This window comes from Rhodococcus sp. OK611 (genome assembly GCF_003050885.1).
In the GTDB taxonomy this organism is placed as follows: Bacteria; Actinomycetota; Actinomycetes; order Mycobacteriales; family Mycobacteriaceae; genus Rhodococcus_G; species Rhodococcus_G oryzae.
Window position 1 is genome coordinate 168,643 of record NZ_QAOZ01000001.1, and the last position, 17,430, is coordinate 186,072.

Annotated in this window: 20 protein-coding genes; 8 read left to right on the top strand and 12 right to left on the bottom strand. The window is 68.2% G+C overall.

Features of this window, described 5'->3' with window-relative positions; all coding sequences use genetic code 11:
- Positions 1–3: 3 nt before the first annotated feature.
- The 5 genes from prcA to C8K38_RS00600 all read right to left on the bottom strand — a co-directional run bounded on the left by prcA (position 4) and on the right by C8K38_RS00600 (position 4,184).
- Positions 4–816, bottom strand: coding sequence for a proteasome subunit alpha (gene prcA / locus C8K38_RS00580; protein WP_097209758.1), 813 nt, complete (start codon positions 814–816; stop codon positions 4–6).
- A complete protein-coding gene (gene prcB / locus C8K38_RS00585; RefSeq protein ID WP_097209759.1) occupies positions 813–1,691 on the bottom strand; it encodes a proteasome subunit beta in 879 nt (292 codons plus the stop codon). Before prcB ends, prcA begins: the two co-directional genes overlap by 4 nt.
- The gene (locus C8K38_RS00590; RefSeq protein ID WP_077041654.1) at positions 1,688–1,882 is read right to left on the bottom strand and encodes a ubiquitin-like protein Pup; all 195 of its coding nucleotides are present in this window, start codon (positions 1,880–1,882) and stop codon (positions 1,688–1,690) included. The genes prcB and C8K38_RS00590 overlap by 4 nt, the downstream gene beginning before the upstream one ends.
- 128 nt (positions 1,883–2,010) lie before the next feature.
- Complete coding sequence (gene dop, locus C8K38_RS00595; RefSeq protein ID WP_097209962.1) at positions 2,011–3,510, bottom strand: depupylase/deamidase Dop; 1,500 nt, start codon at positions 3,508–3,510, stop codon at positions 2,011–2,013.
- Positions 3,511–3,641: 131 nt separating this feature from the next.
- Positions 3,642–4,184 carry a carbon-nitrogen hydrolase family protein gene (locus C8K38_RS00600; RefSeq protein ID WP_097209760.1) on the bottom strand — a complete coding sequence of 181 codons (543 nt, stop codon included), beginning with the start codon at positions 4,182–4,184 and terminating at the stop codon, positions 3,642–3,644.
- A 298-nt stretch (positions 4,185–4,482) separates the two neighbouring features.
- Between C8K38_RS00600 and C8K38_RS00605 the strand changes: the two genes are divergently transcribed.
- A complete protein-coding gene (locus tag C8K38_RS00605; RefSeq protein WP_097209761.1) occupies positions 4,483–5,745 on the top strand; it encodes a DUF418 domain-containing protein in 1,263 nt (420 codons plus the stop codon).
- Here the strand turns inward: C8K38_RS00605 and C8K38_RS00610 are convergent.
- On the bottom strand, positions 5,659–6,039 hold the full coding sequence (locus C8K38_RS00610; RefSeq protein WP_097209762.1) for a nitroreductase family deazaflavin-dependent oxidoreductase: 381 nt from the start codon (positions 6,037–6,039) through the stop codon (positions 5,659–5,661). The genes C8K38_RS00605 and C8K38_RS00610 overlap by 87 nt on opposite strands.
- 35 nt (positions 6,040–6,074) lie before the next feature.
- Here C8K38_RS00610 and C8K38_RS00615 point away from each other — a divergent pair, with 35 nt between their 5' ends.
- Positions 6,075–6,623, top strand: a complete 549-nt coding sequence (locus tag C8K38_RS00615; RefSeq protein ID WP_097209763.1) for an NUDIX hydrolase — start codon at positions 6,075–6,077, stop codon at positions 6,621–6,623.
- Positions 6,624–6,702: 79 nt separating this feature from the next.
- Here the strand turns inward: C8K38_RS00615 and arc are convergent, their stop codons facing one another.
- Entirely contained in the window at positions 6,703–8,478 is a 1,776-nt protein-coding gene (gene arc / locus C8K38_RS00620; RefSeq protein WP_097209764.1) for a proteasome ATPase, read from the bottom strand.
- Positions 8,479–8,663: 185 nt separating this feature from the next.
- Here arc and C8K38_RS00625 point away from each other — a divergent pair, with 185 nt between their 5' ends.
- On the top strand, positions 8,664–9,167 hold the full coding sequence (locus C8K38_RS00625) for a hypothetical protein (protein ID WP_097209765.1): 504 nt from the start codon (positions 8,664–8,666) through the stop codon (positions 9,165–9,167).
- Positions 9,168–9,239: 72 nt separating this feature from the next.
- Here the strand turns inward: C8K38_RS00625 and C8K38_RS00630 are convergent, their stop codons facing one another.
- Positions 9,240–10,103, bottom strand: a complete 864-nt coding sequence (locus tag C8K38_RS00630) for a tRNA (adenine-N1)-methyltransferase (RefSeq protein WP_027501401.1) — start codon at positions 10,101–10,103, stop codon at positions 9,240–9,242.
- Positions 10,104–10,218: 115 nt separating this feature from the next.
- Between C8K38_RS00630 and C8K38_RS00635 the strand changes: the two genes are divergently transcribed.
- Together C8K38_RS00635 and C8K38_RS00640 are read left to right on the top strand one after the other, a co-directional pair.
- On the top strand, positions 10,219–11,112 hold the full coding sequence (locus C8K38_RS00635; protein WP_373560215.1) for a RecB family exonuclease: 894 nt from the start codon (positions 10,219–10,221) through the stop codon (positions 11,110–11,112).
- On the top strand, positions 11,109–11,918 hold the full coding sequence (locus tag C8K38_RS00640; protein WP_097209766.1) for a thioesterase family protein: 810 nt from the start codon (positions 11,109–11,111) through the stop codon (positions 11,916–11,918). The genes C8K38_RS00635 and C8K38_RS00640 overlap by 4 nt, the downstream gene beginning before the upstream one ends.
- A gap of 46 nt (positions 11,919–11,964) precedes the next feature.
- Here C8K38_RS00640 and C8K38_RS00645 read toward each other — a convergent pair whose 3' ends face one another.
- From C8K38_RS00645 to C8K38_RS00660, 4 genes are read right to left on the bottom strand one after another with little or no spacing between them, the layout of a single operon-like run.
- A complete protein-coding gene (locus tag C8K38_RS00645) occupies positions 11,965–12,483 on the bottom strand; it encodes a nuclear transport factor 2 family protein (protein ID WP_097209767.1) in 519 nt (172 codons plus the stop codon).
- On the bottom strand, positions 12,480–13,271 hold the full coding sequence (locus tag C8K38_RS00650) for an SDR family NAD(P)-dependent oxidoreductase (protein WP_097209768.1): 792 nt from the start codon (positions 13,269–13,271) through the stop codon (positions 12,480–12,482). Before C8K38_RS00650 ends, C8K38_RS00645 begins: the two co-directional genes overlap by 4 nt.
- Before the next feature lie 28 nt (positions 13,272–13,299).
- Positions 13,300–13,527 (bottom strand): hypothetical protein, encoded by a 228-nt coding sequence (locus tag C8K38_RS00655; protein WP_097209769.1) that lies wholly within the window; start codon positions 13,525–13,527, stop codon positions 13,300–13,302.
- Positions 13,527–14,699 (bottom strand): Rieske 2Fe-2S domain-containing protein, encoded by a 1,173-nt coding sequence (locus tag C8K38_RS00660; protein WP_097209770.1) that lies wholly within the window; start codon positions 14,697–14,699, stop codon positions 13,527–13,529. The genes C8K38_RS00655 and C8K38_RS00660 overlap by 1 nt, the downstream gene beginning before the upstream one ends.
- A gap of 299 nt (positions 14,700–14,998) precedes the next feature.
- Here C8K38_RS00660 and C8K38_RS00665 point away from each other — a divergent pair, with 299 nt between their 5' ends.
- The 3 genes from C8K38_RS00665 (at position 14,999) to C8K38_RS00675 (ending at position 17,390) form a co-directional block, all read left to right on the top strand.
- Entirely contained in the window at positions 14,999–15,673 is a 675-nt protein-coding gene (locus tag C8K38_RS00665; RefSeq protein WP_097209964.1) for an IclR family transcriptional regulator, read from the top strand.
- A gap of 86 nt (positions 15,674–15,759) precedes the next feature.
- The gene (locus C8K38_RS00670) at positions 15,760–16,275 is read left to right on the top strand and encodes a nuclear transport factor 2 family protein (protein WP_097209771.1); all 516 of its coding nucleotides are present in this window, start codon (positions 15,760–15,762) and stop codon (positions 16,273–16,275) included.
- 17 nt (positions 16,276–16,292) lie between these two features.
- Entirely contained in the window at positions 16,293–17,390 is a 1,098-nt protein-coding gene (locus C8K38_RS00675; protein ID WP_097209965.1) for an NADH:flavin oxidoreductase, read from the top strand.
- The last annotated feature ends 40 nt before the right edge of the window (positions 17,391–17,430 follow it).

Consider the following 17,430-nt stretch of genomic DNA (forward strand, 5'->3'; position numbering starts at 1 on the left):
CGGTCAGGCCTTGTCGGTCCCGTTCTCGCCGGACCCGGTGCCCTCGCCGCTCTCGGGGGTGGCCTCGGGTTCCTTCGCCGAGTCCGATCCACCGACCATGTTGGCGGGCAGGAATCCGGCCAGCGCCGCGCCGGTGATCCGCTTGAAAGCCCGCCGCGGTCGGGTCTGATCGAGGACCGCGACCTCCAGAGCCTCGACCCCGATGGCGCGGGGTTCGGCCTCGCCGTTCCCCGGCAGCGCCGTTCCGACTCGCAGCGCGTTCACCGCGACCTCGACCGCGGGCCCCAGCTCGAGGTCCGGCTGGTAGGACGCCTTGAGGGCGGTGCTGATCGGTTCGGTCGCGCCGCCCATCACCACGAACTGCTGCTCGTCGACGATCGATCCGTCATAGGTGATGCGGTAGAGCTGCGCGTGCTTCGGCTGCTCGACGCGGCCCACCTCGGCGACGCAGATCTCCACCTCGTACGGCTTCGGCTGCTCGGTGAAGATGGTGCCGAGTGTCTGTGCGTAGGCATTCGCCAGCGAGCGGCCGGTGACGTCGCGGCGGTCGTACGAGTAGCCGCGCATGTCGGCGTGCACGATGCCCGCCCGTCGCAGGTTCTCGAACTCGTTGTACTTGCCAACGGCGGCGAACCCGAGCCGGTCGTACAGCTCGCTCACCTTGTGCAGCGCGGTCGACGGGTTCTCCGCGACGAACAGCACGCCCTGCGCGTAGGTCAGCACGATGACGCTGCGGCCCCTGGCGATTCCCTTGCGAGCCAGCTCCGAGCGATCCCGCATGATCTGCTCGGCGGAGGCGTAATACGGCAATGTCATGCGTTCTCCCCCGCTTCCTCGGTGCGCTCGGTGATGACCGCCTTGGCGAGCGCGGACGTCCGCTCCTGGGGAACCGTGACGGCGCCCGCCGAGGTGATCACCACGGCGGTCGGGTAGATGCCCCTGCTGACGTCGGGGCCGCCGGTGGCCGAGTCGTCGTCCGCGGCGTCGTAGAGGGATTCGATGGCGGCCCGCAGCGCGTGCTCCTCGTCCGCCCTCGGATCGAACAGCTTCTTGAGGGCGGACTTCGCGAACAGCGATCCGGAACCGACCGCGTGGTACCCGGCCCGCTCCTCGTAGCGTCCGCCGACCACGTCGTAGGACACGATCCGGCCGGCCTTCTCGGGCGTGGCCGAGTCCAGGTCGAAGCCGATGAGCAGCGGCACCACCGCGAGTCCCTGCATCGCCGCGGGGAGATTGCCGCGCACCATCGACGAGAGCCGGTTGGCCTTACCGTCGAATGTCAGCGGAACGCCCTCGATCTTCTCGTAGTGCTCGAGTTCGACGGCGAACAACCGCACCAACTCGATCGCCACGCCCGCGGTGCCCGCGATCCCGGCAGCCGAGTAGTCGTCGGTGACATACACCTTCTCCACGTCCCGGCTGGCGATCAGGTTGCCCATGGTCGCCCGGCGATCACCGGCGATCAGTACGCCACCGGCAAAGGTCAACGCGACGATCGTGGTGCCGTGCGGAGCGATGTCCGCAGCATCCATCGAGCCACCCCTTCCGGCGCGCTGACGACCGAGGTCGATCCGGTTCTCCGGCAACAGTTCCGGCGCATGCTTGCGGAGGTGATCGGAGAACGAGGACAGCTGTGAACCGAAGTGCAGTCGCTCGCCCCCCGCCACGGACCGCTGATGATCCGCCGTCACTGGCCGCCCTTTTGCACGTACGCGCGCACGAAGTCCTCGGCGTTCTCCTCGAGAACGTCGTCGATCTCGTCGAGGAGGTCGTCGGTGTCCTCGGCGAGCTTCTCCCGACGTTCCTGTCCCGCGGCACCGTCGCCGATCGGGGCATCGTCGTCGTCGCCACCGCCACTGCGCTTGGTCTGCTCCTGCGCCATAGCCGCCGACCTCCTCTTAGCTCTTGCACAATTACCGGCACAACCAGTGTGCGCTCGTGCACGGACCCCTACCCTACCGAGTGCGAGGCACCCTGAGGTGGTGGACGAGCGTGTCGCGTGCGCGCGTCTCAGCTGGTGAGCTGATCGACCAGGTCAGCGGCGGAATCCACCGACTCCAGCAGTTTGCCGACGTGCGCCTTGCTGCCGCGCAACGGCTCGAGGGTGGGAATGCGGACGAGGGAGTCGCCGCCCAGGTCGAAGATGACGGAGTCCCAACTGGCCGCGGCGATGTCGGCCCCGAACCTGCGCAGGCACTCGCCGCGGAAGTACGCCCTGGTGTCCGTTGGCGGGTTGCTGATCGCGTCCAGCACCTGCTGCTCGGTGACGAGCCGTTCCATCGAGCCACGCGCGACCAGGCGGTTGTACAGCCCCTTGTCGAGGCGCACGTCCGAGTACTGCAGGTCCAGCATGTGCAGCTTGGGTGCGGACCAGGACAGGCCCTCCCGCTGACGGAAGCCCTCGAACAGCCGGAGCTTCGCGACCCAGTCCAACAGGTGTGCGCATTCCATCGGGTCCCGCTCGAGCATGTCGAGGACGGTGGCCCACTTGTCGAGCAGGTCCGCCACCCGCGGATCGTCGTTGCCCTGGCGTTCGGCGAACGCCGCGCACCGCTCGTGGTAGATCCGCTGCAGCGCAAGACCTGTCAGCTCACGCCCGTCCGCGAGCGCGACGGTCTGTCGCAGCGTCGGATCGTGACTGATCAGGTGCACGGCGGTGACGGGGCGCGCGAGCTGCAGATCGGACAGGTCAACGCCCGCCTCGATCAGGTCCAGGACCAGCGCGGTGGTGCCGACCTTGAGGTAGGTGGACCACTCCGCGAGGTTCGCATCGCCGATGATCACGTGCAGGCGCCGGTACTTGTCGGCATCGGCGTGCGGCTCGTCGCGGGTGTTGATGATGCCGCGCTTGAGCGTGGTCTCGAGCCCGACCTCGACCTCGATGTAGTCCGCGCGCTGCGACAGCTGGAACCCGGACTCGTCGCCGGACTGGCCGACGCCGACCCGCCCGGATCCGCAGATCACCTGCCGGGAGGCGAAGAACGGCGTCAGTCCGGCGATGATCGCCGAGAACGGGGTCTCCCTGGAGCAGAGGTAGTTCTCGTGGGTTCCGTAGGACGCGCCCTTGCCGTCGACGTTGTTCTTGTACAGCTGGAGCCGCGGGGCACCGGGAACACTGGACGCGTGCCGGGCGGCAGCCTCCATGACCCGCTCCCCCGCCTTGTCCCAGATGACGGCGTCCAGTGGATCGGTGCACTCGGGTGCGGAGTACTCGGGGTGCGCGTGATCGACGTACAGCCGGGCGCCATTGGTGAGGATCATGTTCGCCGCGCCGACCTCGTCGGCATCGATCACCGGCGCCGGCCCGCTGAAGCGGCCCAGATCGAATCCGCGGGCGTCGCGCAGCGGCGATTCCACCTCGTAGTCCCAGCGGGTGCGCTTGGCGCGCGGCACACCGGCGGCCGCCGCGTAGGCCAGTACCGCCTGGGTCGAGGTCAGGATGGGGTTCGCGGTCGGTTCCGTCGGGGAGGAAATCCCGTACTCGACCTCGATACCGATGATGCGCTGCATGCCCACGAGCCTAGATCGTCGACCCGCTCGCCCCTTCGACCGTTCCCCATTGGCGGTGCCGTGGCGCCGCCAGGCGGTCCCCGCGCTGCCATTCGTGGTCCGCAGGCAGTGACACGAAGAATCGGTCGGGGCTACAGCTCCACCGATGCGACCGTTCCCGGTTCGGGTCCTAGCTGCACCACCACGGTTCCTGTCGAATCCCAGACTCCCGAGCCGCCGCAGGTCTGGGCGTAACCACCACCCGTCGGCCCGGCGAATCCTGCAAACGCGACAGGTAGGTCGTATGCGGTCGCGATCCGCTGCGCCCGTGTATCGAGTTCAGCGAGCTCGTCGGGTGCATGGACAAGACCCGCGACGTACAGATCGATGCCGAGGGCCGCGGTGCGATCGAGGTGATGCTCGATTCTCGTGTCCTTGCACACCCCGATGCCCACCCGCCTGCCCCTCACCTCGATACAGGCCGGCGCGTGACCGGCGTCGAAATGTCTTGCCTCCTCCTGGCCGAGAGACATCTTGAGGTAGGCCAAGGCGACTCCGTCTCCCGACACGGCGAGCACTCGGATGCCCCCGGCAGCACGCTTCACCGCCGCCGCGTGTGCGGCAACGTTGCCAGAGAGGTCGCCGAGCACGGTCGTCGGCTGCGCAACCGCAACCCGGATCTTGCGCGCGGTCATTCACACGCGGCTGGTTCGACCCAGCCCAGAGTTCGTTCGCTCTGCAGTCCTGCCGACGTCGCCCGGTCTTCGCCAACCATCCTCGAATCGAGTCCCAGCCGACCCACCCCACCCTCGATGCTTGCTCTAGATGGTTCGCCGACCGACTTCGCCGTGTTCGGCTTAAACGCCGATAAGCTGCGTTATGACATTATCCTAGGAAAGAGCGCTGCAAAATCTGGCGTGAAAGCTCGAAATCATCCTTCGGATCATCCCTTTGGCGGATCCCCTCGCCGGAGAATCCCGGCACCTTTGCCCCATGGCCGAGCCCCTTCCCCGCTACCCCAGCCTCGACGTACTGCGCGGCATCGCGATCCTCGGAACGCTGGCGACCAACATCTGGATCTTCACCAATCCGGAGGGACTGGTCGGCTACCTGAACGGCACCGCGGCCGCCGCGGGCGGCTGGGGGTGGGTCGAGAAGGTGCTCCAGCAGCTCGCGCAGGGCAAGTTCCTCGGCCTGCTCACGCTGATGTTCGGGATCGGGCTCGCCATCCAGCAGCGCTCCGCCCTCCGTGCGGGCAGGCCCTGGCCCGGGAAGTACCCGTGGCGGGCGGCGCTGCTGTTCGTAGACGGCGTCGTGCACTACCTGCTCGTCGTCGAGTTCGACGTGCTGATGGGGTACGCCGTCACCGGCCTGGTGGTCGCGTTCGTGCTGGCGAGTAGCGAACGCGCGCAGCGCCGTTGGATGATCTGGGCCGCGGTGATCCATCTGGTGCTGCTCACGCTCGGCGCCCTCGCATTCGCTGCCCAGCCTCCGCGCCCCGATCCCCCGCCGCTCGACCCGAACCCGTACGCGGACGGCTCGTGGTGGGACCTCGTGCTCTTCCGGATCGACAACATGGTGGTGTTCCGGATCGAGCCGGTGTTCATCTTCGCGCTGTCGATCGCGTTGTTCCTGCTCGGCGCCAGGCTGTTTCGGGCGGGGGTCCTGGCACCCGCCGGGTCCGGGCTCCGTCGCCGCCTGATGATCCTCGGGCTCGGGATCGCGTTGCCCATCGACCTCGCGACGGGGATGCTCGGCGGTGATGCCGGCCTGCTGGTTGCCCGGTACGGGACCGCGCCGCTCGTCTCGCTGGGTTTGCTCGCGCTGGTCGCCGAGTTCTATTGCCGCCGCCCCCGCGTCGGCACAGTCGGGGTCAGGCTCGCCGATGTCGGGCGGATGGCGCTGAGCTCCTACGTCCTCCAGAACCTGCTCGCGTCGGCGCTCTGCTACGGCTGGGGCCTTGGCCTCGCGGCACGCCTCTCCCCCGACGCCCGGGTACCCGCGACCGTCGCGATCTATCTCGGCGTCGCCGCGGCGGTGATCGCCGCCGCACACCTGTGGCTCCGCCGGTTCCAGCGTGGCCCGGTCGAATGGCTGTGGCACCGAAGCTATCTCCTGCTGGCCGGGGATGGCCGCGTCGGGCGATCCGGCGCAGGAACACCGACGACGTCAGTGGTCGATCCGGCATTGGAGGTAGGTGTCGGCACCGACTCGGCGGAGCACCAGGCGGACTCCGCGGGGCGCCCAGTTCGCTGACGGATCGGTGACCAGGCGGGGATCGGTCAGCGAGACCAGCCGGCCGCGGGTCGTGATGTCGACATGCCCGGCCGCCACCACGTTCCGCACCCAGTCGCTGTCCGGACCGTAGGTCAGTGCGAAGCGGTAGCCGTCGCCGCGCCGGAACACATTGACCGGTGTCCGGTACAGGCGGCCGGACCGCCGTCCGCGGTGCAGCACGATGGCGCAGCCGGGCAACCAGCCGGCAACGAGCCTGCTGACGCGATTGGTGACCACCTTGTTGAACTCGGCGAGCCTGCGCGGAAGGGGCACGTGGTCAGCCTATCGCCACGTGGAACGATGGACGCATGGATCAGCGCCCATCGTCGCCGTCGGGCGACCCCGCCGCGCCGGATGAGGTGGTGGCGGTCTACGACGCCGCAGGCGCGGTCATCGGCACGGCCCCACGATCGCGGGTGTACGCGGAGGGCCTGTGGCACGCCAGCGCGGGGGTACTGCTGCGGTCGATGGACGGCAGCAGGGTCTACGTGCACCGCCGCTCCCTCGACAAGGCGGTCTTCGCAGGCATGCACGATTGCGTCGCGGGCGGGGTGGTAGATCCCGGTGAGAGTCCTGGCGAGACCGCGGTCCGCGAGCTCGCCGAGGAACTCGGCGTCACCGGTGTCGAGCTGTCGCCCATCGCCCAGGTCAGGTGGGACGGCCGGTGGGACGGTAAACCGTTGCGATGCCACCTGTTTGCCTTCGAGGGGCGCTATGACGGCCCCATCAGTCACCAGGCGAGCGAGATCGTCGACGGTTGGTGGTGGACCGACGCGGAACTGCGCGCCCACCTCGCCGACCCGGCGTGGGCATTCGTCCCCGATACCAGGGCGCTGCTCGCCGGCTACTTCGCCTGAGCCAACCGCGCGAGGCGCTGCAACAACGAGAGAGGGCCGGGCACCCGAGGAACGAGTGCCCGACCCTGTTGTCGTCGCGCTACAGGTACTGGCCGGTGTTGGACTCTGTGTCGATGGCGCGGCTGGCACTGGCGTTCTTGCCGGTGACCAGCGTGCGGATGTACACGATCCGCTCGCCCTTCTTGCCCGAGATGCGTGCCCAGTCATCGGGATTGGTGGTGTTGGGCAGGTCCTCGTTCTCGGAGAACTCGTCGACGATCGAGTCGAAGAGGTGCTGCACCCGAAGTCCGGGCGCCCCCGTATCGAGCACCGACTTGATAGCGTACTTCTTCGACCGGTCGACGATGTTCTGGATCATCGCGCCCGAGTTGAAGTCCTTGAAGTACAGGACCTCCTTGTCGCCGTTCGCGTATGTCACCTCGAGGAATCGGTTGTCGTCACTCTCGGCGTACATCCGGTCCACGACCCGCTCGATCATGGTCTTGATGCAGGCCGCCCGGTCCCCGCCGAACTCGGCCAGATCGTCGGCGTTGACCGGCAGGTGCTCGGTCAGGTACTTCGAGAAGATGTCCTGCGCCGATTCCGCGTCCGGACGCTCGATCTTGATCTTCACATCGAGTCGGCCGGGCCGAAGGATCGCGGGGTCGATCATGTCCTCGCGGTTCGACGCACCGATGACGATGACGTTCTCGAGTCCCTCGACGCCGTCGATCTCGCTGAGCAGCTGCGGGACGACAGTGGTCTCGACGTCGGAGGACACACCCGACCCGCGGGTGCGGAAGATCGAGTCCATCTCGTCGAAGAACACGATCACCGGGGTGCCCTCGGAGGCCTTCTCGCGGGCCCGCTGGAAGATCATCCGGATGTGCCGCTCGGTCTCGCCGACGAACTTGTTCAGGAGCTCAGGGCCCTTGATGTTCAGGAAGTAGGACTTGGCGTCCTTGGCATCCTGGCCCCTGGCCTCGGCGATCTTCTTCGCCAGCGAGTTGGCGACGGCCTTGGCGATGAGCGTCTTGCCGCAGCCGGGAGGGCCGTACAGCAGCACGCCCTTCGGCGGCCGCAGCGCGTACTCGTGAAACAGGTCCTTGTGCAGGAACGGCAACTCGACGGCGTCGCGGATCTGCTCGATCTGCCGCCCAAGGCCACCGATGTCGCCGTAGTCGACGTCGGGCACCTCCTCGAGCACGAGGTCCTCGACCTCCGCCTTGGGGATGCGCTCGAAGGCATAGCCCGCCTTCGAATCGACCAGCAGGGAATCCCCCGGCCGCAGCTTGCGCGACGGCGAATCGATGTCCTCGTCGTCGGGATGGATCGTCGCGTCGGACGCGGCCAACGCGAGCGGATGCGCGAGCCAGACCACGCGCTCCTCGTCGGCGTGACCGACCACAAGGGCCCGTTCGCCGTCATCGAGGATCTCGCGCAGGCTGCAGATCTCCCCGACCCGTTCGAAGGCCCCGGCCTCGACGATGGTCAGCGCCTCGTTGAGCCGAACCGTCTGACCGGGTCGGAGCGTCTCGGTGTCGATGTTCGGCGAGCACGTCAGTCGCATCTTGCGACCGGAGGTGAACACGTCGACCGTCTGATCCTCGTGAGTGGAGATGAGCACGCCGTAACCGCTCGGCGGCTGACCGAGACGGTCGACCTCCTCGCGAAGCGCGATCAACTGCTGACGGGCTTCCTTGAGCGTGTCCATCAGTTTGGAGTTTCGGATCGACAGTGAGTCGACACGGGACTCGAGCTCTCGTACCTGCTCGGGCGACTGGGCGAGCTGGCGGCGAAGACCAGCGGCTTCCAGGCGTAGCGCCTCGAGCTCGGCCCGGGCGGCGAACGAGTCCGGATTCTCTGTTGCGCTCATGTGCGACTCCTCCCAGTGACGATCTATCAACGCTACAGCCGCCGTACCAAAACTGCGGACCGACAGGCGGACACGGACCGTAGGCGTCGCACAGTGTGGGACGGCGAGCCGCCTCACCCGCACCATCTCTGATGTTAGCCTTACCTGACTAATTGGCACCGTAGCCAACGAGAAAGGCCCAACTCGTGATCATTCGCAAGTCCCTCATCGCCGTCGGAACCATCGCACTGGCCGTAGGAGTCGCCTCCTGCAGCTCGGACGACTCGTCCAGCGCGTCGGACACCAGCACCTCCGCCGCGTCGACCAGCACCGGCACCAGCGCCAGCGCCAGCGCCGCGGCCGCGGCCGCCGCGGCCCCGAGCGCCGCCGAGCTGCAGGCCACCCTCGTGACCTTCTTCGACCCGGCCGTCGGCACCACCGAGAAGGCCGCGCTCGTCGAGGACGGCACCAGCCAGGCGGCGGTGCTCGAGCAGTTCAACGGGGTGCTCCAGGGCTACCCGCTCACCGCCGAGGTGACCAAGGTGACCGCGGTCGACGACGACACGGTCTCGGCCACCACGACCATCGCGGGCCCGCACGGCGGCGCCGCATCCGAGGTCGTCTTCGATCAGGTCGACGGCAAGTGGGTCATCTCCGAGGACGCCGCGTGCACCATCTTCTCGATGGGCAAGCTCACCTGCGTGAAGTAGCGGCTCCGCCGCCCGTGAGTGGTTCCGGTCCCCATGGGGTCCAGAAGTGCTCACGGGCGCGAAGCGCCTGCTCTAGACCTTCTTGTCCTTGCCCGCGCGGCGCTGCGGCTTCGGGGTGACGGTTCCCTCGGCCAGCTTGCGCGCGCTGACCAGGAACGCGGTGTGGCCCTGCATCCGGTGTTCCGGACGCACGGCGAGGCCGACGACGTGCCACCCGCGCACGATCGACTCCCAGGACCGCGGCTCGGTCCAGCACTCCTGCTCACGCAGCGCCTCGACCACCCGCGACAGCTGGGTCACCGTCGCGACGTAGACGATGAGCACGCCGCCGGGCACCAGCGCCTTCGACACCGCGGGCAACGTCTCCCATGGCGCGAGCATGTCCAGGATCACCCGGTCCACCGGGCCGCCGTTCGCCTCGGCGTCGAAGTCCGCCAGGTCCGCGACCGTGAGCTCCCAGTTGTCGGGGCGGCCGCCGAAGAAGGTCTCGACATTGCGGACCGCGTGCTCGGCGTGATCGTCGCGCACCTCGTACGAGATGACCTTGCCCTCGGGCCCGACCGCGCGCAGCAGCGAACAGGTCAGCGCGCCCGAGCCGGCTCCGGCCTCGAGCACCCGCGCCCCCGGGAAAACATCGCCCTCGTGCACGATCTGCGCGGCGTCCTTCGGGTAGATCACCTGCGCGCCGCGGGGCATGGACAGCACGTAGTCGACGAGCAGCGGCCGCAGCGCCAGGTACGGGGTCCCGTTGGTGGAGGTGACGACGCTGCCCTCGGGGGCGCCGATCAGGTCGTTGTGCACGATCCCGCCGCGATGGGTGTGGAACTCCTTGCCCGCCTCGAGGACCACCGTGTACTTGCGCGCCTTCGCGTCGGTGAGCTGAACGCGGTCGCCCTCCCGAAACGGTCCGGTCGGTCGCTTCTCGCGTGCGCTCACGTCTTGCCCAGCCACGACTCAGATCTCCTCGTATTCAGCATTCCCGGCGACCCACGCGCCGGCCCCGACAGCGGTGTCGGACCCGCCGCATACCCTGCCAGGTGTGAGCTCTCCCGTGTCGACGCCCCCTGCCGAGTCCTCCGCCGCCGCCGCCGACACAGGGACCGAGCGCCCTCGCTCACGGCCCGCCCTGTCCCCCTCCCGCGCGGGCGACTTCAAGCAGTGCCCGCTGCTGTACCGCTTCCGCGCGGTCGACCGGATCCCGGAGGCGCCGTCCAAGGCGCAGCTGAAGGGCACGCTGGTGCACGCGGCACTGGAGTCGCTGTACGGCCTGCCCGCCCAGGAGCGGGTCCCCGACCGCGCGGTGTCCCTGGTCGACCCGGCGTGGGAACACCTGCTCGCCGAATCCCCCGACGTCGCCGAGACCGTCCCCGCCGAGGAGCGGGCCGCGTTCCTCGACGAGGCCCGCACGCTGATCGAGGGCTACTACAAGCTCGAGGACCCCACCCGCTTCGAGCCGGAGTCCTGCGAGCTGCGAGTCGAGACCGAACTCGACAACGGGGTGCTGCTGCGCGGCTTCGTGGACCGGATCGACGTCGCGCCCACCGGTGAGGTCCGCGTCGTCGACTACAAGACCGGCCGCGCGCCGCGCGAGATGACCGAATCCAAGGCGCTGTTCCAGATGAAGTTCTACGCGCTGGTGCTGCTGCGCACCCGCGGGATCGTGCCCGCACAGCTACGGCTGATCTACCTCACCGACGGCGAAATCCTCACCTACGCACCGGACGAGGCCGAGTTGCTGCGATTCGAGCGGACCCTGTCCGCGATCTGGAAGGCGATCCTCGCCGCGGGCCAGACGGGTGACTTCCGACCGAAGCCGGGGCGCCTGTGCAGCTGGTGCGATCATAAGGTGCGCTGCCCCGAGTTCGGTGGCACGCCGCCGCCCTATCCGGGGTGGCCAGAGAGCCCGGCAGATGAAGTGCAGAAGTTCGAGGAGATCGTCGAGTGAGTGACCAGGCCTACTACATCCCGCTGGGACGAGACGCCAACGGCACCGAACGCTTTGCCAGCACCGCGCTGACGGAGAGCACCTGGGGAAACACCATGCAGCACGGCGCTCCCCCGTCGGCTCTGCTGGTGCGCGCGCTGGAACGATGCGCACCACGCGAGGACGCCCGACTCACCCGGGTGGTCATCGAGATCCTCGGCCCGGTACCGATTTCCGAGATCGAGGTCCGGTCCTGGGTCGAGCGTCCCGGCAAGCGGGTGGAGCTGGTGGTCGCCGAGCTCTGGGCCACCAGCCCGGACGGCACCTCCCGCGCCGCGGCCCGCGGCACCGGCTGGCGCATGCAGACCGCCGACTCTTCTGCCGTCGCGCACGCCTGCGACCCCGCACTGGCCCCGCGGTCGCAGGCCCACGAGACGGCGCTGGAGGGCCCGTTCTGGGACACCGGGTTCGTCACCAGCCTCGAGTGGATGTGGCTGTCCGACATCGGCTGCGAGGGTCCGGGGCAGATGTGGGCGCGCCCGAATGCCGTTCTCGTGGAGGGCGAACCGCTCTCCCCCGTCCAGCGGTTGTTCGTGGTGGCCGATGTCGCGAACGGGGTCGGCACCAAGCTGGACCCGGCCGAGTGGACCTTCCTCAACACCGACCTGACGGTGCACCTGTTCCGGGTGCCAGAGGACGAGTGGGTCGGCATCGCCGCGGAGACTTCCTACGGCCCGGACGGGGTCGGGATGTGCGCGGGCGTACTGCACGACGAGTCGGGGCCGGTCGGCCGGATCAATCAGACAGTGCAGGTTCGGGCGAGATAACGGTGAGACGGGCGGCCGCGCACCCCGGTGCGCGGCCGCCCGTGCGCTATCGCGGGACTGAGTCCCCCTGCCGAAAGGCACTCGCGAGGATCGCTCGTGAACCCTTCTGCCCGTCGAGGATTCGGCTGGTCCGCGTCGTGACCCGCCACCCGTCCTTGGTGCGGATCAGCTCCCACCTGTTAGCCGTGACCCGGCTCACCTGATAGCCGCTCCCATCGGGCTGTCGGAGAATCAGCTGCGTGTGACACACCGCCACGGCCGTGTCGCCGTCGACGGTGATGTGTGCCGGACTCATGATGTGTCCGCATCCTTGCTGGATGAAGCCCTGGTGCGGGTGGGTCCGGACCATGTCCTCGATCGCCCGTCGGCCGGCCATCCGCCCGGTGTCGACGTCGTAGACGCCGTCCTCGATCCAGAGGCCGCCGACCACATCGTCGAGGCCGCTGTCCACGCTCGGGCCGTAGGAGTACATGAGTCGCATGATCGCGTTGTGGTCCTCGAGTATCCCAAGGCGTTGCTCGAGGACGAGCAACCGACGCTCGAAACCCGGATCTGTCTCGGTCATCGGCGCCCCATCATCGCGCGGGCCTCGGCGGACGCTGCCCTGACGATCTCGGCGCGGGGGAAGCCGGCACGGCCGGCGGCCAGCTCGTAGTTGCCGCCCGCGACCCAGATCGGTCCATCGGCGAGGTGGTCGAGACCCTCGCGCGCGACCGCATAGGGATCTGAGGCGTTGAGACCGGGTAGATCGAAATCGAGGCCGGCTCGTTCCATGGCGGGCGTCCGGGTGACGCCGAGGACGAGTTCGAGCACATCGACGCCGTGCTCGGCCATCTCGAGCCAGAGTCCCTCGGCGAAGACGCGGCTGAATGCCTTTGCCGCCGCGTAGATGCTCATGTGTTCCGCGCCGACGAAACCGGCCAGCGAGCCGAGCAGGATGATGCCACCGCGGCCGCGTTCGCGCATCGGTGCGCCGAAGACCTGGGAGAGCTCCAGTTGGCGGTCGATGTTGAGCGTGAGGACCTTTCGGCAGGCGTCGAGGTCGCCGGTGACGAACTCGTGGCCGTAGGTGTTGGCACCGGCATTGAAGATCAGCAGTCCCACGTCGAGATCCGCGGTGGTCTCCCGGATCCGTTCGACGGCATCCGCCGCCAGGAGGTCGACGGCGAGGGTGCGCACCTCGACTCCGTGAGCTCGCGCCTTGGCCGCGGTCTCCTCGAGGGGGCCGGGTTTGCGGGCGAGCAGCACGAGGTTCAGTCCGGCCTCTGCCAGTTCCTCGGCGAACCCGGCACCGACGCCCTCCGAGCCGCCTGCGATGACAGCCCATGGGCCGTACTTGTCTTTGTCGATCATCGTTGTCTCGATTCCTTTGGGTCGGTTGTCAGTCGGGGACGGCGATGCGTCCGTCCACGGCGGCCGCGACGATGGATTCACGCAGTGCGGGGCAGCGCCCCACTCGGGCCCCGCGCAGCGTCAGTGTCGGGTCGTCCCGGTACTCCTCGCAGATGACCTCGGGGTGGTCGGTGCTCCACTGGACAGTGGTGTGCTCCCAGCTGTTCTTCTCGACGAGCACCCGGTTGCCGCAACGTTCGCAATCGACCGGCTCCATCAGGCCGAGGCCTCCGCGTCGGCCTTGCGGGCGATGTTGTCGGCCACTTCCTGCTTCCACGCCTCGACCGGCCTTGTGGTGTCGAGCTCGAACTCGAAGCGGTCAACCATCTCCGGCTTGACGTCGGCGACGTCGACGTAGAACTGCTCGTACCAGCGGCGCAGCTGGTAGACCGGGCCGTCCTCGGTGGTGAGCAGCGGGTTCTCGATCCGGGTCTTGTTCTTCCAGATCTCGATGTCCTGCTCGAAGCCGACACCGATGTAGCCGATCATCGCGTCGACCAGTTGGTCGGCGATCTCCGCCGGGATCTGCTCGGTCTTCTTCACGGAGATGCCGTACATCAGCACGAATTGGTTCGGTGAGATCGGGTAGTGGCAGTTGATCAGGACGGACTCGACGTCGTACTTGTCGTAGTGGTAGACGAGGTCGTCGATCATGAACGACGGCCCGTGGTAGGCCGCGATCGAGCCGTGGCCGACCAGCTGCGGGACATCGGGGTCGGTCCACTCGGTGATGTCCTCGCGGCCGACGCCTGCCTGTTCCAGGATCGCGACGTGTCCCTCGAAGATGTTCTTGAAGTACGTCGGGAACGAGTAGTGCACGTAGAAGAAGTGCGCCATGTCGACGACGTTGTCGATGATCTCGCGGCAGTTGGTGTCGATGACGATCGACTTCCACTGCCAGTCGGTCCACTCGGCATCGTCGGCCCGCATGGCTGGGATCGCGACCTCCGGTGGGGGCGGATTGCCCTCCGGGTCGTTCCAGACGAACAGCAGCTCGTCCTGCTCCATGATCTCCCAGGCGCGGGCGCGGGCCAGCGGCGGGACGCGGCGGGCGTAGGGGATGCCGGTGCACTTGCCGTTGCCGCCCCAGCGCCAGTCGTGGAACGGGCAGGCGATCGAATCGCCCTTGACCGTGCCCTGGCTCAGGTCGCCGCCCATGTGCCTGCAGAAGGCGTCGAGGATCTTGATCTCGCCGTTGCTGTCGGCGAACACGACGAGCTTGGTCCCGAAGGCCTCGATGGAGTGCGGCTTCCCGTCGCGGAACTCCTCCGCCAGCCCCAGGCAGTGCCAGCCACGTGCGAAGCGAGCGGGCGGGGTGCCCTCGTCGATGATGCGAACCTCATCGGATTCCTCGATGTCCACAGCGGGTCCTCTCGTTTGTCTCGGCATTCACAGGGTCGGCCGCGGCGGGGTCAATGTGATCACGGTCACCGCGTGAGGTGACCTTCTCAGCCCGGCGAACCTGCCTCAATTCGCGCACCCGCTGACCGGAATAGACGCAGGTCAGTCGTGTCGGGCAGCTCCAGTGCCGCCGGCACCGCACTGCTGGCCGTCCGCCTCCCCCTGGTCATCCCACTGAACGGACGACCCCATGGCGTCGCACCGCTCCCCACGGTGGGATGTCAGTGCCTGCGCACGCCCGGAGGTCCGTCGGCGATGCCGCGAAGGTCGCACGGGAGGAGATGACAATGTCGGCCGGAGACAGCTCGAAAGCGAGCCTGCCCACCTCCACGCTCGATCGACTCTCCCTGGTCCTGGACACCTTCCGGAGCGCGCCGCGGCTCAGCCTGACGGAGGTGTCCCGCGGAACCGGCATACCCCGGACGAGCACGCTCCGGATGCTCGAGCAGTTGGTGCGGATGGGGTGGCTCCGCCGCAGGGGTGCCGAGTACGAACTCGGGGACACGCTCGCCGAACTCGGGGCGCTGTCGCTGTACCGGGACAGTGTCGACCGGGTGGTGACACCGCTGCTACGCGAACTGCACCTGGTGACGGGCCACGTCGTCCATCTGGGTGTTCTCGATGGCAAGGACGTGCTCTACCTCGAGAAGGTCGGTGGTTCCGCGGCGCCCCACCTGCGGACACGGGTCGGGACACGCATACCCGCGCGATCGTCGACAATCGGCAAGGCGCTGCTCGCGTCGGCACCACGGCCCGGCGTCTCGTTCGGTACCTGCGTCACCGGGTTCGGTTGCATCGGAGCGCGTGTCGGATCACTGGGCGGTGCCGAGGTCGGCCTGTCGGTCAGCGGACCGATGGACCGGTTGAAGTTCGACCAACGGCATGCGGCGCCCGTGCGGATGGCGGCGGCGGCGATCGCGCACTACTTCGACCTCACCGGAGCGGGTTGGCCGCGAGCCTGACCCGGCCTCCCCGCCCTGACCTGGCCTGAGTCCGCTGATCGGAAACGAGAATTGCCCGCGCGCCGGCTCCCTGACAGCGTGTTGCCATGAACTCCGAGCTCACACTGACCGCCCCCGAACAACTCCTGGCGATCGAGCAGATCAAGCGCACCTTCGCGGCCCGGCTGCGGTGCATGGACAACAAGCAGTGGGACGTCTACCCGACGCTGCACACCGACGACGTGGTCTCCGAGACGTGGGGCGGCCTGCCCGGAGACAAGCAGCCACAGACCGAGGGCACCTCGAACCGCGTCGTGGGCAAGGACAAACTGACCCGCGCGATCAGCACCCTCCTCGGCGGATCGACCGCGGTGACCACCGTGCACCACGGCCACACCCCGGAGATCGAGTTGACCTCCGACGACACCGCCCGCGGGATCTGGGCGATGGAGGACAAGCTGTGGTGGACCAACGGCGACCACGAGGAGCACCTCCACGGCTACGGGCACTACCACGAAGAGTACCGAAAGGTGAACGGCCACTGGCTGATCAGCTATCGAAAGCTCACCCGGCTGCGTGAGGACGTCACCGAGGGTTTCTTCGACTACCTGCAGGCGCTGTGAATCCGCTCTTCGCCCCGATGCAGATCCGGTCGCTGGCGCTGCCGAACCGGATCGTCATGTCCCCCATGACACGAGAGCACTCCCCTGCCGGGGTCCCCGGCCCGGAGGTGGCCGCCTACTATCGGCGGCGTGCCGAGGGCGGTACCGGCCTGCTGATCACCGAGGGCGTGGCGATCGACCACCCGACGGCCGTCGACAGCACCAGAGTCCCCCGCCTGCACGGAGAATCGGCACTGGCGGGATGGCGCACCGTGGTCGACGAGGTGCACGCGGCAGGCGGCAGGATCATTCCCCAGCTGTGGCACGTCGGCCCGCTGTGGGGCGCGATGCGCGCGGTGGATCCGGCACTGACGCCGATGCGCCCCTCCGGGCTGTGGGGGCGGGTCGGCAAGACCGTCTACCCGGAGGACTACCTCGCGCGGGCGAGCGTTCCCACCCAGGCGATGACCGAGCGCGACATCGCGGACGTCATCGACGGTTACGTGCGGTCGGCGCGCAATGCGGTCGACGTCGGGTTCGACGGGATCGCGATCCACGCCGGGCACGGTTACCTGCTGGACGCCTTCCTGTGGGAGTCGACGAACCAGCGAAACGATCACTGGGGCGGTGACCTGCAACGACGTACGGAGTTCCCGGCGGAGGTGGTGCGGGCGATCCGGCGCGAGATCGGTCCCGACCTGCCGATCTTCTACCGGTTCTCGCAACACAAGCAGCAGGACTACGCGGCGCGGATCGCGGACACCCCCGACGAACTCGCCGTCGTCCTGAACGCGCTGGTCGAGGCAGGCGTGGACGTGCTCGACGCGAGCATCCGCCGGTTCGACGCCCCCGCGTTCGAGGGCAGCGAGCTGACCCTGGCCGGCTGGGCGAAGAAGCTGACCGGCGCGGTCAGCATGGCGGTGGGCAGCGTGGGGCTCGACAAGTCGCTTCGCGATGCAGGCACGCCGAGGCCCGCGGATCTCGACGGGCTCCTCCGCAGGCTCGAGGACGAGGAGTTCGACCTCGTCGCCATCGGACGACTACACCTGGCCGATCCGGCCCTCGCGACGATCCTCCGCGACGGCGGGCCCGTCCCGGCGTTCGACCGCAACTTGCACGAGCGCCGGCTGTACTGACCACGGAACGTCGACGGCCCCGGTCACACCTGAGGTGTGA

What these genes read in the sequence shown, in the direction of transcription:
- C8K38_RS00665 (WP_097209964.1), top strand. Translation starts at nt 14,999, where the DNA reads ATGTCGGCCGGAGACAGCTCGAAAGCGAGCCTGCCCACCTCCACGCTC.
- C8K38_RS00615 (WP_097209763.1), top strand. Translation starts at nt 6,075, where the DNA reads ATGGATCAGCGCCCATCGTCGCCGTCGGGCGACCCCGCCGCGCCGGAT.
- arc (WP_097209764.1), bottom strand. Translation starts at nt 8,478, where the DNA reads ATGAGCGCAACAGAGAATCCGGACTCGTTCGCCGCCCGGGCCGAGCTC.
- C8K38_RS00590 (WP_077041654.1), bottom strand. Translation starts at nt 1,882, where the DNA reads ATGGCGCAGGAGCAGACCAAGCGCAGTGGCGGTGGCGACGACGACGAT.
- C8K38_RS00655 (WP_097209769.1), bottom strand. Translation starts at nt 13,527, where the DNA reads ATGGAGCCGGTCGATTGCGAACGTTGCGGCAACCGGGTGCTCGTCGAG.
- C8K38_RS00650 (WP_097209768.1), bottom strand. Translation starts at nt 13,271, where the DNA reads ATGATCGACAAAGACAAGTACGGCCCATGGGCTGTCATCGCAGGCGGC.
- C8K38_RS00675 (WP_097209965.1), top strand. Translation starts at nt 16,293, where the DNA reads ATGCAGATCCGGTCGCTGGCGCTGCCGAACCGGATCGTCATGTCCCCC.
- C8K38_RS00645 (WP_097209767.1), bottom strand. Translation starts at nt 12,483, where the DNA reads ATGACCGAGACAGATCCGGGTTTCGAGCGTCGGTTGCTCGTCCTCGAG.
- C8K38_RS00660 (WP_097209770.1), bottom strand. Translation starts at nt 14,699, where the DNA reads ATGCCGAGACAAACGAGAGGACCCGCTGTGGACATCGAGGAATCCGAT.
- C8K38_RS00600 (WP_097209760.1), bottom strand. Translation starts at nt 4,184, where the DNA reads ATGACCGCGCGCAAGATCCGGGTTGCGGTTGCGCAGCCGACGACCGTG.
- C8K38_RS00670 (WP_097209771.1), top strand. Translation starts at nt 15,760, where the DNA reads ATGAACTCCGAGCTCACACTGACCGCCCCCGAACAACTCCTGGCGATC.
- dop (WP_097209962.1), bottom strand. Translation starts at nt 3,510, where the DNA reads ATGCAGCGCATCATCGGTATCGAGGTCGAGTACGGGATTTCCTCCCCG.
- prcA (WP_097209758.1), bottom strand. Translation starts at nt 816, where the DNA reads ATGACATTGCCGTATTACGCCTCCGCCGAGCAGATCATGCGGGATCGC.
- C8K38_RS00605 (WP_097209761.1), top strand. Translation starts at nt 4,483, where the DNA reads ATGGCCGAGCCCCTTCCCCGCTACCCCAGCCTCGACGTACTGCGCGGC.